General features: G+C 42.5%; 10 protein-coding genes. 7 read left to right on the top strand and 3 right to left on the bottom strand.

The window, feature by feature from the left end; genetic code table 11:
- The 7 genes from sbcD to AAA970_RS19575 form a co-directional block, all read left to right on the top strand.
- A partial coding sequence (gene sbcD, locus AAA970_RS19605; protein ID WP_338238590.1) for an exonuclease subunit SbcD occupies nucleotides 1-1,136 on the top strand: 1,136 nt, incomplete at its 5' end.
- The gene (locus AAA970_RS19600) at nucleotides 1,123-4,674 is read left to right on the top strand and encodes an AAA family ATPase (protein ID WP_338238589.1); all 3,552 of its coding nucleotides are present in this window, start codon (nucleotides 1,123-1,125) and stop codon (nucleotides 4,672-4,674) included. The genes sbcD and AAA970_RS19600, both read left to right, overlap by 14 nt.
- 21 nt (nucleotides 4,675-4,695) lie before the next feature.
- Nucleotides 4,696-5,052: a YidH family protein gene (locus AAA970_RS19595; protein ID WP_338238588.1), complete on the top strand. Its 357-nt coding sequence runs from the start codon at nucleotides 4,696-4,698 to the stop codon at nucleotides 5,050-5,052.
- A 356-nt stretch (nucleotides 5,053-5,408) separates the two neighbouring features.
- A complete protein-coding gene (locus AAA970_RS19590; protein ID WP_338238587.1) occupies nucleotides 5,409-6,698 on the top strand; it encodes a hypothetical protein in 1,290 nt (429 codons plus the stop codon).
- A 22-nt stretch (nucleotides 6,699-6,720) separates the two neighbouring features.
- On the top strand, nucleotides 6,721-8,283 hold the full coding sequence (locus AAA970_RS19585) for a sulfatase family protein (protein WP_338238586.1): 1,563 nt from the start codon (nucleotides 6,721-6,723) through the stop codon (nucleotides 8,281-8,283).
- Nucleotides 8,284-8,352: 69 nt separating this feature from the next.
- Nucleotides 8,353-8,703, top strand: coding sequence for a DUF6984 family protein (locus AAA970_RS19580; protein ID WP_060688151.1), 351 nt, complete (start codon nucleotides 8,353-8,355; stop codon nucleotides 8,701-8,703).
- A 46-nt stretch (nucleotides 8,704-8,749) separates the two neighbouring features.
- Nucleotides 8,750-9,025 (top strand): hypothetical protein, encoded by a 276-nt coding sequence (locus AAA970_RS19575; protein ID WP_338238585.1) that lies wholly within the window; start codon nucleotides 8,750-8,752, stop codon nucleotides 9,023-9,025.
- Nucleotides 9,026-9,523: 498 nt separating this feature from the next.
- On the opposite strand, the gene AAA970_RS19570 is transcribed toward AAA970_RS19575, so the two are convergent.
- The 3 genes from AAA970_RS19570 to AAA970_RS19560 form a co-directional block, all read right to left on the bottom strand.
- Nucleotides 9,524-13,675, bottom strand: a complete 4,152-nt coding sequence (locus AAA970_RS19570) for a hybrid sensor histidine kinase/response regulator transcription factor (RefSeq protein WP_338238584.1) — start codon at nucleotides 13,673-13,675, stop codon at nucleotides 9,524-9,526.
- 439 nt (nucleotides 13,676-14,114) lie between these two features.
- On the bottom strand, nucleotides 14,115-15,080 hold the full coding sequence (locus AAA970_RS19565) for an RHS repeat domain-containing protein (RefSeq protein ID WP_338238582.1): 966 nt from the start codon (nucleotides 15,078-15,080) through the stop codon (nucleotides 14,115-14,117).
- A 474-nt stretch (nucleotides 15,081-15,554) separates the two neighbouring features.
- On the bottom strand, nucleotides 15,555-18,218 hold the full coding sequence (locus tag AAA970_RS19560) for an alpha-L-rhamnosidase-related protein (protein WP_338238581.1): 2,664 nt from the start codon (nucleotides 18,216-18,218) through the stop codon (nucleotides 15,555-15,557).
- Nucleotides 18,219-18,256: the final 38 nt, after the last annotated feature.

Raw genomic sequence — 18,256 nt, 5'->3', positions numbered from 1 at the left:
TATCATTTATGATACAGGAAAAAATTGATATACTCCTGGTAGCAGGAGATCTTTTTGATACCGCTTACCCTCCACTGGCGGCACAGGAAATGTACCATAACTTTTTAGCAGACGCCTTTAAACAAAGCTACCCTTCTCAGGTGATTATCACGGATGGGAATCATGATGGCCGGGCCAATTTGCGCGTACCTAAATCCCTTTTAAAGTCCCTTCATACGGAGGTCGTTTGCGAACTGGATCAAGACTTATCGAAACACCTGATCCCTGTTGAAATAAATGGAGAAAAAGCGACCATCGCCGCGGTTCCATTTCTCAGAGATCAGGATTTACGTAAGAGTATCGCCGGCACGGATGATCCGGCCCAAGCCATTCGGGAAGGCATCAAAAACACCTATCAGGAAATTGCCAACTTCGCAAGTTCCCTCCCCCAACCCCTAATTGGGATGGGGCATTTGTATGTGCAGGGCGTCTCCCTAAATACGGAGGATGCAGAACGCCCTATTCAAATGGGACATCAGGCTGCGGTGGACAGCTCGTATTTTCCAAAAGACTTCCATTATGTTGCCTTAGGCCATATTCACAAGGCACAAAAAATTAGCGGTGAACAGGAAATACATTATTCAGGCTCCCCTTATCCTCTGAGTTTCTCAGAAATCAAATATGAACATCAGGTGAAGGTAATAACGGTAGAAGAAGGAAAAATAATATCTATAACACCTGTAAAAACTCCGGCTTTTAAAATCCTGAAACGCTTAAAAGGCAGCCTGGAAAAGATTAAAGAACAGGCCACTAGCCTGCAGTCCCGAGAAGATGGCTACCTATTAGAAATCGCCATTGAAGAACCACTTTACGATCCTATGACCAGAACGCTGGCCGATGAATGGAAGCATGCATTTCATAAAAAACAGGATTTTGCCCGAATAATAAAAACCACTATACATTTTGAGCAGCATAGTCAAAATGCAGCTCAACTTTTCAGACAGCAGCACCTCAAAGAGGATGAATTCACCGCTAGCAAAATCTTTGACAAAATGCTGGAGGAAAGTCAAGCTGATGAAGCATTAAAGCAAGATTTGCGCAATACATTCACACAATTAAATCAAAATATACTTTCGGAAGATTATGAAAATCAATAAAATCAATTTATCCAATATTAATGCTTTAAGGGGTGAACATACTATTGATTTTCAATCTACTCCCCTATCCGACAGTGAACTGATTGCCATCGTAGGAGAAACAGGATCTGGAAAAACCACACTGCTGGATGCTATTTTACTGGCGCTGTATAATCAAACGCCCCGATATCCAAAAGTGACCAATACGGAACTTGATCAGAGTGGAGGTATATTGACCAAAGGAGAGTCTAAAGGTCATGTGGCCATTGACTTTGAGCTTCTTGAAGATGGAAAGTCGCAATATTATAGAGCGAAATGGTGGGCACAAAAAGGGAGTCGTGGAGAAGCAAAAAACCGCATCAATAAATGTGAAATGGAATTCGCCCGACTGGAATCCGATCAAGCAACCATTGGAGCACTCATTGAGAGTGGGAACAGCCGAAAGGTCTGCCCTATTATTGAGGAAACCATTGGCCTCAACTATGAGCAATTTGTGAAGGGGGTGATGTTGGCCCAGGGAGACTTTTCCAAATTACTCAAAGCCAAAAAGACAGAGCGGAATCAACTGCTTGAAAAAATCACCCGCTCTTTTGACTTTCGAAAAATCTCTCAAAAGGTTTATGAAGCTTATAAAGAGCGACAGAAGGCATTAGAACTCCTGGAACAACAGCTGGGCAATATTCCGTTAATGAATGCGGAGGAGGTTAAGGCGCTTGAAATCGAATTGAAAAAGTTACAGTCAGAAGTAGAAAACCACCTTCAAAAGCTGCAGTCTATTGAAAAACAACATCTGCAACTTAAAGAATACCAGCAAGTCCAACTACAGGCCACTCAAATAAAAGTTGCTCAAAATAAGCTTCAAGCACGAAAGGCCGAAATCGAACCTGATATCGCCCAACTGGCTAAATTTGAAAAGGCGCTGCCACTGAAAGCAGATTATGAAAAATTAAAAGACCAGCAGGTTCGAATAGTCAAAAACAAGGAAGAGCAAGGAGCTATTCAGTTGAAAACTGAAGCGGAAAAGACCGCTTATCAGCAAATCGAATTCCGATTAAAGGAAGGATTCCGTCTAAAAAAAGCTTTGGATGCCCAAAGTCCACTGGTTCAACAACAGGCAGAAGAAATGCGTGCGCAGGATGAGTCCCTTAAATTAACAGGGGTACAAATTTCCTCTTTTCAAAACCAGCATAAAGAGATTCTGAACCGCCTTGATGCTGAGCAACAGGCTTTAAAAAATGGTCAGCTGGCCCTACAACAATTTCAGTTAGAACTGCAGGCTTTCCAAGAAGAGGAAAAGTCCCTTTCCTATTTAGAGGAAATTGCTCCCCAATTATCCCATTGGCGGCAGCTGAGCAGCAACATCAATCACCACAGTGGGCAGCTCAAAAATGAAATCCAGGGATTTGAGGAAGCAAAGCTTCAACAAGCGCTGCTGGCAGCATTTGAAAAGGGGGAAATTAAAACAACTATTCAGCGCTGGCAATTGGCACTGGATCGACAATTAGAAGAGCTCCAGTCCCAAAGAAAATGGAAGCTAGAAGAAGAGCGCCTGCTGCAGGCTCAGAAAATTCTGGATAAAATTCAAGCGGAAAAAACGGAGCTGAATGGAGAGTACGCTACTCAACAGCAACTCCAGCAAGAATTATCTGCCAAAGAGACACTATTGCAGCACCTCCTTTCCGAAAGCGAAAAGGCCGAAAAGCAGTGGGCCTATTCCAAAGCGCAGGTAAAAATTACCGAGGGAGAACTGGAAAAAGCAAAACTAGAACACGATCACGGCATTGCCTATTTTAGAAGTCAGCTGAAAGAAGGCGCCGCCTGCCCTGTTTGTGGAAGCACAGCGCACCCGGCAGCGCATAAAAAAACCGATCAACAGATCATTCAATTAGCACAAGAAAAGCATCAACATCAAAAAAAGGAGGAAGAACAACACCTCCAGCAGCTTTCCGCTTTGCAGCGTCAATCGGCTGCGGCTAAGGAAGGAAAACAAATCGGAGAGCAGAATTTGGCGCAAATAGAAGTCAAGATTTCCCAACGCAAACAAAGTCTTTCTGATTTACAGGGGCAACTCCCCGAAGCTTTTGGAGGGACGCTCCATCATGAACAATTATCGGAAGAAATCCATGCTTCCTTAGAAAATCTGAAGACTTATCAGAAAAAAGAAATGCTGAGACAGCCTTTTCAGAGGATTGCGAATATGGCCAGCCAATATGAAAATGCCCTGCAGGATTTTCATCAGGCAACAGCTCCTTTTCAGGGGCACCTTCAGGGAGCCATCCAATTGGAGCAGCTGGAAAAGGAATGGACTAAATGCCAGCAGCTCAGAAAAGAGATTGCGCTGAGTCAACAAAAAATCGAACATGCTCAAAGCCAAACAGCTGAAAAGCAGCAGGTCGTCAAGCAATTAGAAAAAGAGCAGGAGACCCTGTTGAGTGCCATCAGAAAGGAATCCGATAAGCTAAATCTTCAGCAACAAAAAAGGCAATCCAAATATGGAACGCTTACGGCTGATCAATTCCAACAAGCTCATCAGGAGCAATTGAATCAGCAAAACCAAGAGGTCAGCACGCTCCAACTCAAGCAACAGGAATCGGGTCAAAAACTAAAAACATTCCAGGAGCATACGGATCGCCTTGCTACAGAACTAAAAACACTTGCTGAGCAACAACACCAATTGCAATTTGCACTCACCACAAGCCTGGAGAAGTCTGAAATTCCGGATTTGAATACCCTGGAGGAGATCCTCGCTTTTGAACCTGCGGCAGAAGAAGTACGTGCGAATCAGAAAAAGCTACAAACGGAAATCATCAGCCTGCAAGAGCAGGAAAAAATAAACCAGGAGAAAAAAGAAGCCATCACCCATTTCTTTGAAGGAAACATCCCTGAGGAACAAGAACTGCTTGAAAAAAAACAAGGCAAAGAAAAGCAAATAAAAGACCTTCAAAATCAACAATCTGATCTTCAGGCCAGCTTAAAAGTGCAAATACAGCAGCAAAAGGAGCAGGCCAATCTGCTGGTGCAAATCCAAAAGCAACAAAAAGACATTCGCCTTTGGAAAGCCTTAAATGATATGATTGGATCGAAAGAGGGGGACAAGTTTAACAATTACGCGCAGTCACTGATGCTGGGGATACTTTTGGAGTATGCCAATAACCATTTGCGATTATTAAGTCCAAGGTATCGATTTATCAGTCAACCTGATGGAACCAATGAAGATGATCTTTATATTATGGATATGGAGATGGGAGATGAGATCCGGGCCATTAAAACCCTTAGTGGTGGGGAAACCTTCCTGTTGGCATTATCCATGGCCCTGGGCCTTTCCGATATGGCCAGCAGAAAAGTAAAAATTGAGAGTTTATTTATCGATGAGGGATTCGGTACTTTGGATAAAAACACCCTGGAGGAAGTATTAAGCACACTTGAGAATTTACAATACCAAACAGGAAAAAAGATCGTGATTATCTCCCACGTTCCGGAATTGCAAGAGCGCATCTCCACCCAAATAAAATTAGAAAAACAAGGTGCTGGTTATTCTGCTGTTAAAGTCATTGCTTAGAACAACAATAAAAAACACAATATGTCATATTTGAATGATCCCCGGGTATTTTTTGCTACAGAAAGAACGCTTCTGGCCTGGATCAGGACAGAAGTTGCTGTGCTGGGCTTTACCTTTGTCATCAAAAAATTTGCACTTGAGCTCGCAGATGGCGCCCTTTCTGTAGCCTCTTTGGAATTCATTATTTGGTTTTTATGCCTGGGCACCTGCCTCCTTTCCTTGCTCTCTGTCATTCAGATATTCTTTTCTCTGAGAAAACTTGGGCCTGAAGAAATCCCCACCAAATACTCCAAAAGCTTTATGCTTTTTGTCGGCATTATCAGTCTGCTCATGAATGTTGGTATTAGTATGATCATTATCGAAATGAGCCCAATATAGCGGAAACTGGAGTTGTTGAAATATTTTTGTTTTTACAGGAAACTCGAAAATCAAGAAGTTTAATATAACAAAAACAAGAATTAATTACTGGGTCATTTATGTGTTTAATATGAATACCACTAGTAAACCAAATTGTAAAAAACGCCTAAAAAAGCGGTTAATGGATTATATTTGCGTTTTTATAGTGTAATTCAAGCACAGTTTTGACCACCTAAAATAACACAAGTGAGCCCACTTATTTTAGGAATATTTTCACCAAGTCCTTTTTGTCTCTATCTTCATTTCGAACAGGAAAAGACCCGCTCTTTCCGAACCCAATAGACTAAACGTCTGAACCCATATTTTACTATTTTACTATGAGACAGTTTTTCACTTTTGTTTTCAGTTTACTGCTGCTGGGTCAATCCGCCCTGGCTTCAGATCAAATTTCTGAAAAATCGGATGAGCAAATCATTCAGGAACTATTCCATAACTCTTACCGCTTCTGGCAACTGATTCGCCATGATAATGGCGTTTATAAAGATGGTTTCAAATTTAATAAACCTACCACCCGCGGATCCATTGCCAATGCAGGCATGGGCATGGTCGCCACCTGTGTCGGACATAAGATGGGTTGGGAACCGGAAGCTGAAAAATTGATAGAGCAAACCCTTGCCACCCTTTCAGGTGAAAACCCGGACTTCAACCCTCCAAGAAATGCCAAAGGGACCTTCTCTCATTTCTATGACATCAATACCGGTGAGATGATCGGGCATGACTTTAGTCCAATTGACACCGACATCATGTTGTCAGGCGCTATGTTTGCGCGCAACTACTTCCCGAAGAATAAAAAAATCGCCAAATACGTGGACGAACTTTGGAACTCGGTAGATCAGGGCGCCTATATTGCCAATCCACAAACTGGTCATATCTTCCTAAGCCAGAACCCGGATGGTTCGCCCAAAAAGAACCTGACCAAGCCGTTCAATGAGTACATGATCATCGCCTCTTTGGCCATGCATCAGGCCAAAAAGAAAAATGATCCTGCGGTAAAATACTGGAACAAATGGTACGGTACCACCAAAAATATCCCTGTTGCCTATTATGGGGAAGATCGCATTCCGGTTTTGGCACCAGCAAAAGTGCGTTATACCTCCATGTTTGCTTTCTTATTCAACAACTATCTGTGTCACGAATTTTCCAATAGTGCCGATTACCAGGAAGCCATGAAAAATGCGGCCACTGCAGACTGGACCTGGTTCCAGGACCAGAACATTTCAGGACATCAGGACTACGAATGGGGTAATGGTGCCGGAGCAGGAAAAACCCGTGGATATATGGTAGACCGCATCTTCAACGAAGGAGCGAAGAAAAACGAAAATCCGGACCAAATCGTTTCTCCACATATTGTGGCAGGATTCTCTCCGGTAATGGAGCGTTCCCGTGGTGATTTGATCGCCATGTATCGTGACCCCAAAAAACGCGCACACTACGAATTAGAGCCAGGCACCACCGTGCTTTGGAGATATTCCCTGAAATACCCAAATTGGAAAGCTAAAGCCATTCAGGGCGTAGATTATTCTACCATGCTTTTTGGTATTGCCGCTATGGAAGAAAACCTTGGTTTGGAGTTCTTCAACAAGCACAACAACTATTTCGGGAAATAAGCTTCACCTTTAAACGAACGTAATGAATCGCATATATGTATCTCTCGGGCTGTTGCTAGGGATGTTTTTCAGCATAGGGGCACAGGCTGCTAAGGAAAAAAACAAAGACCGTCCGAATGTGGTGTTCATCATGTCAGATGATCATGCCAATCGGGCCATCAGTGCCTATGGTAGTAAAATCAATACGACCCCAAATATTGACCGTATTGCGGATGAAGGCGCCATTTTCCAACAAAACTTTGTTGGGAACTCAATCTGTTCCCCCAGTCGGGCGACGCTTTTCACCGGTAAGCATAGCCACAAAAATGGCATTATGAAAAACAACTCTTTCTGGAATGGCAACCAAACATTGCTCCCAAAAGAGTTTAAAAAAGCCGGTTACCAAACCGCATTGGTGGGAAAGTGGCACCTGAGAGGATTGCCCGGCAATGAATTTGACTATTTCAAGATTTTGCGCGGCGCAGGCCATCAGGGCTTCTATTACAATCCGGATTTCCTGACCAAGGGAGATAAGGACGTAAAACAAGTCAATGGTTATGTGACTGACCTGGTGGTGGACGAAGCTTTGAGATGGCTGGAAGAAGATAAAAAGGAGGAAAACCCTTTTATGCTTTTCGTAAAATTCAAGGCCCCACATGTGCCACGTCTACCGCATTTCCGTTACCTGGAGCGTTATGTAAATGATACCATTCCGGAACCGGATAACCTTTTCGATGATTATCAAAATCGGGAGATTTATGCATCAAAGGCGAACATGAAAATCAGCCCGGCGAAGATCAATAAACCTTATGGGCAATGTGATCACGATAAAAACATCTACTTCCAGCGCATGACCGATGAAGAACATCGTAAGTGGCATGACCTGCGCAAGGAAGAAGATGAAGCCTACCAGAAGGTATTCAGAAATTTGGGACCAAAGGAGAAAAAAGCCTATGCTTACCAGCGCTTCATGAAGGATTATTTACGTTGCGTGGATGGGATCGATGATAATATTGGTCGTCTGTTGGATTATCTGGATCAGGAAGGACTAAGCGAAAACACTATCGTGGTGTACTGCGGTGATCAAAGCTATTTCCTTGGAGAACATGGCTTTGCCGAAAAACGATTCATGTATGAAGAGGCCATGCAACAACCGATGGTCATGCGTTGGCCTAAAGGCATCAAAGCCAAAACTTCAGTAGAATCCCTTACTCAGAATATTGATATTGCCCCTACCCTTTTGGATTTGGCCAATATCAAAGTCCCGAAAGATATGCAAGGTGCTTCCTGGAAGCCGCTGTTGGCTGGGAAAACTCCGGCAGACTGGAGAACTTCCCTGTATTACCACTATTATGATCATGGCAAACATGGTGTACCAAGACATGAGGGCGTAAGAACAGAGCGATACAAATTGGTCAGCTTCTATACCGACGGAAAATACGAGCTTTATGATCTTGATAAAGATCCGATGGAAATGTATTCCGTTTACAATGATCCCAAATACAAAGAAGTTGTCGCGGAAATGAAGACTGAATTACTTCGACTACGCAAATTTTATGGCGTGCCAGATGCTTATCTGCAGGCACCCTATAAATTACCAAAATAATCAAAAGCCGCTTCTTTGGGAGCGGCTTTTTCGTTTGCCCCATTAATAGTTTTTCCCTTATTTTACATTATGAATGAAAGAAGAACGATCCGTGAGCAAGAGATGACCCTGGTGCGTCACCTTTTAACTTTGGCAGGTAAAAACCCTGACGAAATCAATATCCCTACTCAGGTGGAAGAGTATGAAGGCGGGAAAATGGGAAGCATTAACTTCACCGATTTTGACAAAGCCCCTTATCTCAATGACCTCGTTCAAGTAAAATACATCGACAGCGACGGCACCCCGGTGGTCATCACCCTGACCCAAAATACTGAAAACGAAATCCTGGACATGGACTTTTGGAAAAAGGACTTTTCCAAGCTTTTACTTTATCCTACTCCCGAAACCGTAGCCGTAAAGGACCCCAATGAGATGATTTAGAGTTGCCTCAGCATCTCCTCCTTAAAATAAGATAAGCCTGGCGCTAATGGATCGATCCCTTTTTCGGGGCTTCCATCGCTACGCAATGGCGGGCTGGCGCGGCTCGCTCTCTTGGTCAATGACGGCTGCTTTAATAGGCAAAATCATCAATGACCAAGAGGAGCTCAAACAGACCCGCTTCATCCCTAAGCCGGGCGGCTTTGCCGCGAGGCAAAAAAGTGACTTCGAGCTTAAGGACCATTCCACCCCTGCCCACATCCCGGATAGCATCCCTTGGCTGAGGGATGGAGAAGTTCTGTTGAACTCCCTTTTACAACCTTAAGCAGAATTAGGCCTGCTTTAATCCTCCTTTAGCTGCAAGGCGGGAAAATGAAGGAATTTTTCCTGATTCGAGGTTTTCCAACGAAACAGATGAAGGAGGAGAAAGCAAGCCAAATTTGGACCAGCAGCCAACAAACCTAACTACCAGGCATTTAGATATACTCTCTGTACCCGGCAGTGAATAATCCGGCTTACTCTACCGTTTTACGATAAGGCTAGAAAAATGAAGAAATAGCGTGCTGTTCCTTCATTATTTCTACCTGGCCACTATCACTATTAAAAGGATTAAAATAGATACTTTCGAGTTATGAAGTGTACAAATATAATTGAGCATCAATAGCTGTCATCTACCACATAACGATTTATGGCTCAAATTCTATCAACAGCAATTTTCATCAACACAGTAATATCACATATATTTATTACTATCATTCTAAAATAAATAACATTAAAAAATAAAACTTATTCTATAATTATAATGCGCTAAAACTATCTACCCCTAATTTTCCTCCTCATAATCCTCCTCCATCAGCTGCTCTACCGGCTCCAATTTATGATATTGAGAAGGGGAAACCCCAAACTCACTTTTAAAGCAGCTTCTGAAATATTTCAAATCATTAAAACCTACTTCGTAGGTCACATCTGTTACCGAATAACGATTTAGCTTTAATAATTGTGCCGCCCGCTTCAATCTTATATTTCTTATAAAACTCTTGGCAGTATGCCCGGTCAGTACCCGAAGCTGCTGGTTAATAACAGAAGCGGAGGCTCCAAATTCTCGTGCAAGCATTTCCACCGTAAATTCCGAATTACCAATGTTCTCCTCCACAATTTTCATGATTCGACTCAGGAATTTCTCATCCATGGTAGTCGACTCTACATCTGTAGGTTTAAAGTCCAGATTCTGTCTGAAACGTTGACGAATTTTCTCCCTTGCATCCAGCAGCGACTTAATCCGCGCGATTAAAACATCCGGATCAAAGGGCTTTGCAATATAGGCATCTACTCCGCGCTCATAGCTTTTGATTCGGTCGGAGGTGGCCGTTTTTGCGGTCAACAGGATAACCGGAAGATGGCTGTAATCCGCATGTTCACGGATATTCTCCAAAAGCTCATAACCATCCATTTCGGGCATCATAATATCGGAAACAATAATATCCGGCTTTTCCGCTGCCAGCATATTCAAAGCCTCCTGACCATTCCCTGCTACACAGGTATAATGTGTTCCGGCAAGAATTTCGACAATAAAATTGCGCAAATCCAAATTATCCTCAACCACCATCACCTTCGGTAGTTTTCGCTTTCTGCCTCGTTTCTTCTTCACCTCTTCACCTTCTATGGAATCAGGCGCCTCGGCTAGCTCCACAATCTCAGCCTCATCATAGGCTTTTGCATCAATCGGGATCATCAAAGTAAAGCTGGTCCCTTCCCCGACAGTACTTCTTAGGGAAATGGTACCATGGTGCAGTTCCATTAATGATTTCGTGAAAGACAAGCCTATCCCCGTGCCATTTCCGGATAGATTTTCTTCATTTTCTATTTGATAAAAACGATCGAATATCTGCTTTTGCTTCTCTACAGGAATCCCAATACCGCTGTCCTTGACCTCCAGTTTCACAAAGTTTATATTGTGATCCATCTCCCGGCTTATAATCAGCATGATTTCACCGCCATCATCCGTATATTTAAAAGCATTGGATATCAAATTGAATAAAATTTTCTCTACTTTTTCAACATCTGCATAACCAAATACCTCCTCTGCCTCCGCCTTAAATTTTAATTGCAAACCCTTTGTTTGGGCCATTTCACTAAAGGCGCTCAAAGCATTTTTACTCACCAGTACCCAATCCACCACGCGGGCTTTCAGTTTCATATTTCCACTTTCCAATTTCCGGATGTCCATCAACTGATTGACCAATTGCAGCAGATATTTTACATTTTTAGACACCAGCGCCAAGCTTTGCCTTTCCTGCGAAAGCAATCTTCCTTCTTCCTGTGACCGCTCCAACATTTTAACAATTGGACCATGAATCAGACTTAGCGGGGTCTTCAGTTCATGTGACACATTCGTAAAAAATTGCATCTTTAATTGGGAAACCTCTTCCAGTTTTTCCCGCTCAAAATGCTCCAGTATTAAGCTTTGTTTTTGCTTTGATTGAATAATCGTAAATCTTGAAGTAAACCAAAGCGCAAACAATCCAATTGCTACATAAATCAATTTCGCCCACCAGCTTAACCAAATGGGCGGCAGAATTTCAATATAAAAAGTCTTAATCTGATCATTCCAAACCTGATCATAATTTGCCGCCTGCACTTTTAATACGTATTCTCCCACGGGCAAATTGGTGTATTTGGCGACATTATCAAGTCCGCGCGTCAATTCCCATTCTTCTTCAAAACCCTCCAGCTGATATTTATAATAATTGCTCTCAGGCGCACCAAAATGTAAATAGGCAAACTTAATACTAATATTATTCTGATCATGATTTAATTGAATACCAGTAGCGGCAGTGATATTTTTATCCAAAATTTTATTTCCGCCATAGATCTGATCACACACTATTTCCTGATTATTTACTCTAAGCTCAGTGAGCTGAATAGGCCCCGTACTCTGATCCAGGCCTACTTGATAGGGTGAAAAATAATTTACCCCCCGGACCCCGCCAAAATACAATTCCCCATTCGGCAATTTAAAAGATGCGCGTTCTGAGAATTCATTGTCCTGCAGCCCTTCCTGATAGCCCATGGCCCTAACTCTTTTTTCTGCAGGGGATATCACATTCAGGCCCTTATTCGTACTTACCCAAATATTGCCAAGATTATCTTCCTCAATCGTTTTGATCACCCGATTCGATAATCCCTCGTCTTCATCATAATGATCGGACTGATATTCGCCCCGCGCATTTTTCCAGACGTGATAAAGCCCGTCCCCCATAGTCCCCAGCCAAAACTCATTTTTAGAGGATAATAAGGAAGACAAAACATAGACAGGGCGTCCGGTATCCTTACTGATAATATTTAACGGAGTAAAGGTTGGAAAGGCCTTATTTTGCTCTTCCAATGGCAGAATCACCGCCCCTTTAGTGGTTCCCACTAACAGATTACCCTCATCGTCAACCGAAAGGGTTCTTATGAAAGCAGAGGGAAGGCCAGCTATTTCATCCTGATTATTTAAATAATGATCTTTGAATTCGAAGGCGCCATCTTTCCAACGATAGGCATACATCCCATTCCCATAACTTCCGGCCCACAAAATGGAATCACCCTGATTGGCAAAGCAAAATATCGGGTTCTTCACCTCTTTAAACCGAGTGACCTTATGCTTATATGGCTGATCTCCGGTGGGAAAAGTCAGCAGTAAATCCGGGTAGCCGCAACCGATTAATATTTGTTTATTAAATTCAAATATATTATGGATCTCACGTGTACTATTGGCCATATTATGATCCAACAAATGCTCAAAAGCATTAAAGTCCTTTAACAAAAAATCCCCGGCACTTAGGAAACTCACCCCTCCACTTAATGTCCCCACAAATAGATTTCCCCTACTATCATGCAACAAGGATCTCACTTTATTTCGATTCAGACTCCCCGGGTGGTAATTATGCCCGAAGTGATAAATCTTTTTCTGCGCTAAATTCAAATAATTCACTCCGCCTCCGTTCGTACCAAACCAGATATTTCCCTGATTGTCACAAAGCATGGAGCGAACCATCAACGCATTCAAATTATTTGAATCAAGTAATTCGGACTTGTAAGCATCCAACAGCTGATAATCAGCATCCTCGCTCTCTCCATAGGCATATAAACCTGAATTAGTAGCGGCCCACAATTGCCCCTGACGATCGACCATCATGGTTTTCAATTTATCAATGGCCAACAATTTTCTAAAGTAGGGGTCACCATCGGGAAAAAAGCGATGTACGCCTTTCAGGGTACCCACCAATAGTCCCCGATCATCCTCACGAATCAACAATGGATTTAAAAAATTATGTTGCAGGTAAGCTTTGAAAATGACGGAACCATCTTTCTGCTGCAAACACTCCTGCAATCCTTTATTGGTAATGATCCATAACCTACCCGATCTATCACAATAAATATCACGCAAAGCATTTCCTTTAATTCCGTTTGGTGCTGTTTGCTGAAAGTAAAAGTGATCTACTTTCAATTCCTCAGTTGTCATGCTTTCCGCCCTTACCCGACTAATCCCGGCATGAGCACCTATCCATAAATTTCCTTTAGCATCCATAGCCAATTTACGCACCTGATTGCTAATAAAAAGCGGAGCCTTTCCGGATTCATTGAAGAAGTTGGTGATTTTTCCGGTATTGAGATTCATCCGACTGATTCCGCCATCAACGGTGCCAATCCAAAGGTTATGATTTTTATCTTCTAACAAGTGGTAAACCAAGTTAGTATTCAGCGTATTTTCGCCCTTCCCGGTTCTATAAATTTTTATTTCATTACCATCGAATCGGTTAAGCCCATCATCGCTTCCAATCCAGACAAAACCCTGACTGTCCTGAAAAATACAATTTGCCGTATTTTGGGAAAGCCCATTTTCAGTGGTTAAATAGCGGAACTGAAAATCCGTGGCAAAGCCGGACCATATGGCGGCTAAAAAAAAGCAGGCAGTAAAAATGAATCTCATAAAAACACTTGATTAAAAAAAACCATCATCCATCTCACAAAAAATTACTCCGATAAGGAGCAGGCGGAAATCTTTCGGTGGCATTATAGTAAAAAAGAAATGCTTCCTCCCTCTCGCCTCCCAAAAAAAACACCCCATATAAATTAAAACTCAATCCCTCCCCTACTTCCCAGGCACTTTACCCCCTCCGCTAAGGAAAGAAAGCTGATCCATCCCCGCAAACCATGAAATCGGGTAGAAAAAAATTCAAATTGAAGAGGAGATTTCCTCCCAAAAAATCCCCCTGCCTGATCCCCCGATTGACCCGGACAATCAGGGGATAGCATAAAAAAGGGGCCAACCCAAAAGAGCCGGCCCTCAACAAAAACCGCGGAGGATAGCAAAGCCATTCCTCCTAATTCAAACTTATAAAAACGCAAACGAGAAATTGCTTCTTCCATTATTCACATTCATATACCAGTTTAGCGGACAATTCTCCAAGAAACTCATATTCAATATTACCGGATCCGTCTTCCGCATATTCAATTTCAGAAATCAGCTCCATGGTAGCGGGATAACCCTGCTCCATATAGGTGTAGGCAATTTCCAAATCATATAATAAAATATCTTCCCCATCACTACCACGATCATAATCTCTTATGCGGGTAGTATTATTCACTCCAAAAACATTCATGAATTCAAAGTGATTTCCCACAGGTCCGGGAAGCACTGAAAGTGGGTTAAGCTTATCATCATAAACAAAAGTAGTAAAGCCGTCTTCCGATTCTCCTCCCAAAATGTCTACTTCATAAAAATCCATCCTTCGAACATTGTCCTCCTCAATGGTTAATTTGCATTTATATACCAGTAAGGATTGTTGGGGACTTCCGAAATAAGTGTTCATCAGGGATGGATACCGGGCATCTCCTTCATAGGAAAATTCATTATAGGTAATGGTCACCGTTTCCGCCACTCTGGCCTTTGCACGAGCATTCACCATGGTTCCCATGGTATTTTTTCGAAGAGGGATTTGATCCTCTAAATCAAAATGATACAATTCCCGACTTACCCTACCGGAGGCGTCATACTCATAACGGATAAAATTATCCTCCTCAAAAGTCACCTGAGTCAGCTGTCCCCCAGCGTTATAGGAAAACGCCATGGAATCGGACTCTTCGAAAATAGGCTGCTCCGACCGGCCCACCGAAAGGGTAAAAATATGAGAGGTCACCTGCCCCTGATTATTGTAGATCAATGTGTCCAATCCCTGAATAGAAGCACCTTGCTCATTACCCGCATAGTTGACGGACAATAAACTACATGCTGGATTAGGGCTCCCATGATCATCCGTAGGGTCATCCGAGCAGGATGAAAAAGTAAATATACAGGTAAGAAGGAAAGCAAAGGGTATACTTGAAATCTTCATAATCTTAAGGTTAATATTGGAATAAATGATTAAGTCCTTTATCACAAAAACCGACACCGAAAGATTTGTTATTTCAAATGATAGTTACCCCTGTAAGAAATCCTTAGAATTTTATAGGGTAAACAGATAACCCGAATTTATGCTTAAATACTCGTTTAGCTGTAAGGCGGAAAAAATGAAGGAATTTTTCCTATTTCATTTTTTTCCAACGAAACAGATGAATGAGAAGAAAGCAAGCTTGCCCAAATTCGGGCTGTAATAAACCAAAGAAAACAAATTATAATGACCTGAAAATAAAGAACCTGCACTTAATGAATAAATTTAGAGGTGAATAATTCGGGATAAATCTGCTGACCATTATCGCTTTTACGAGATGAATGTTGCCAACCTTCTCCTATTCGGTGTAAGTATATTATTTTTAAACACAAAAAAAGGAGCACTTTCGTGCTCCTCCCAATTTTAAGATAACCAAGATTATTCCATGGCCTGAATGTACAGCTTTCCTAAAAGCGCTGTATTTTCATCCACATTCATATTTTCATTAAAGGCTTCAAAATCCAGACTAAAGGTATTTTTGCCTTTTTTCAGTGTTACTTCAATAATGTTAGTTTGCCCAACAGAAGCCCATTCATTGGCTCCTCTTTGCGCCATCACAATGGGACCCACAGATTTACCATTCACTTTCAAAGTTCGGGTGGCGCATTTATTATCCGTATTCCAGGGTCCTGCACCATTGGTATAATCAAACCAGACAAAATACTTACCAGCGGCTTTTTCATTCACCGTCCAACTGATATGCGTATTTCTTTCTTTGGTCAGATCTACCATCTCCGGTATCGCCTTACTAATCTTTTGATTTTTATCCTTCACATAAGGTTTGATAGCAACAGTCTGTACTTTCTGTGCGTCGGCCAAGACCGGCTGAGAAAGAAAAGAAACATCACCTTCTGAATCCACCGCTCGGACCGCATACTCTTTTAATGCCTCTGCCGGCACATAAGTACTTTCCACCATTCCCGCAGATTTCCCATCGACGAACACCTCATACTTTAGGGCACCTTCTACAGTATTCCATTTAAATTGATCACCCTCCACTTTCGCCTCCGGCATTGGCAAATGATATTTATTCGGTAAAACGGTTAGCCCTTTACCCAAATCATTATTGGCCATCACAATTTCCACCTGATGCTTTCCTTCTCCGGCCAAGGCAACGGAATGAACATTGGAGCGCTTACCATCCACCTTAAAGCTCTTGATCTGATTTCCATAACCTTCAATGGAGATATCGAAAATTTTGCCTCTCAGTTTAAATCCGGTAAGCTTCATTTTATTCTCGAAATCTTTTGGAATCACCGGATTGAAGTCCACATTACCTTCCGGGGAAACCTGCATCCCAAATAATAATTTATAGACCATTCCCAGGTTGCCGGCAACCGACCACAGCTGACGATCCGAATTCAGCGAGGTGATAAAATCGCCATTGTCCGCTACCATATTTTCCTTATTGGTTAAGAATAAAGCAGCGGCACGATACATACCTGCCAAACCCTGCGCTACGGCTTCTCCATTCCCCGACTTTGCAGCGGCCAAATTCCAGAATCCCTGCACAAATGGCCAGATACCATCATTATGGTAAGGAGTCATATTTGGAATCTGCGGATAAACACATGGAGCGCCATAGGCTACCATTGGCGTATTGGCGATAACGTCTGCCGCTCTTTGCCCGTCTGCAATCCCAAACAATACGGTAAATGCTTCTCCTAATGTTTCCGATTTTGGAGAGGTCACCATATATCGACGCCCATATAAATACTGGCCATAATACTTTTGTTCCGGCAACCAAAGATATTCATTAATGGCTTTTTTCAGATCCTCTCCATATTGAATAAAGGCTTTTTGATCCTCTGATTTCCCCAGAATGCCCGCCATATCTGCCAAAATTTGATAAGTACGATAATGCACCGCATTGGTCCCCAGATTCATGGATCGATAAATATCGACATTATCCATCCAGCGTGGATATGTCTGCACACGCCAGTCCAGAAAGGAAGATTCCCCACGCATTAGTCCGGTGGCATGGTCCAGTATTACTTCACGATCATCCTCAACCGAATTTTTGATGACCTTATAGGCAAAGTTTAACCATTCCGGATCTCCTGTTACTGCATAAATTTCCCAGGCGGCCAAAGACCAGGTCGTGCGGTCTGAAGAGACCGGCCATGCTCCACCGGAACCGGTATCCTGAATAATACGATCACGTTTCACCTTCTTTAAAAGGGAAGTTTTCGCTCGCTCCACATCCGCCATTCCCATTCCCAGGGCAATGGCATAACTGACATCCCGTGTCCAAACGCCTTCCCATTTTGCACCAGTACGGAAGGTGCCGTCCGCCTCTGAAAGCAGCACCGTTTCTTCCAGCGCCATATCATAAAGCGCCTTCAGCAAGGGCATTTCAGTTTCCAATTGTGGGTAAGCGGAGATGTCTTTACTTAACTCCCAATCCGTTTTCACATAACGATCCGGATGACGGTAATTCATCTTCAAAGTGATTTCGAAAATACCATCTCCATCCTCATCTGTCAGTTGATGACCGAAATTTCCCAAATTTTCAAAATCATAACTTAATGGAAAAGAAGAACCCGCTATAAAAACCCCTTTAAAGTCTTCTTTATAAATTTTATCGCCATGAACATCTGTATAATAACCCTTTTTCTCAAAGGCTTCCAATACCGGACGCATATCCAATCGAAAACGAACTTCTGAATCCGGCTCCAATACTTCCTGTACGCCTGCTTCTTTATCCACATATAGCTTTCCGAAAGTCACCACAGGAGACTCGAAAAACCCTTCGGCATTGGGGCGCACCACCAATTGGTGGTTCACATTATAGGGAAGTTCATTGTCTTTCAAATTAATGGAAAATTTGAAAGGAATCGTACGGAGGTAGTTTTCATTTTCAGGGCTTAAATAGTCACTGGTCATATGATGCTGACCTACTACTTCTGCCGTGTATTTTCCCTGCACCACCTTATCGGAATAAACCGTAAAGGCCTCCGATTCATAAATCTTTTGTTCCGTTGTGGGCTCGGAACATCCGGCCATCACCGCTAAAGGGATGGCCATTAGTAATTTTCTCATCTCTTTTATTTTGGGGGGAAGTTCGAAACCTTTCGAAC

It is taken from the genome of Persicobacter diffluens (assembly GCF_036244895.1).
GTDB classification, from domain to species: Bacteria; Bacteroidota; Bacteroidia; order Cytophagales; family Cyclobacteriaceae; genus Persicobacter; species Persicobacter diffluens.
The sequence above is the reverse complement of the archived record's forward strand: the minus strand, read 5'-3'. Positions and strand labels throughout refer to the sequence as shown.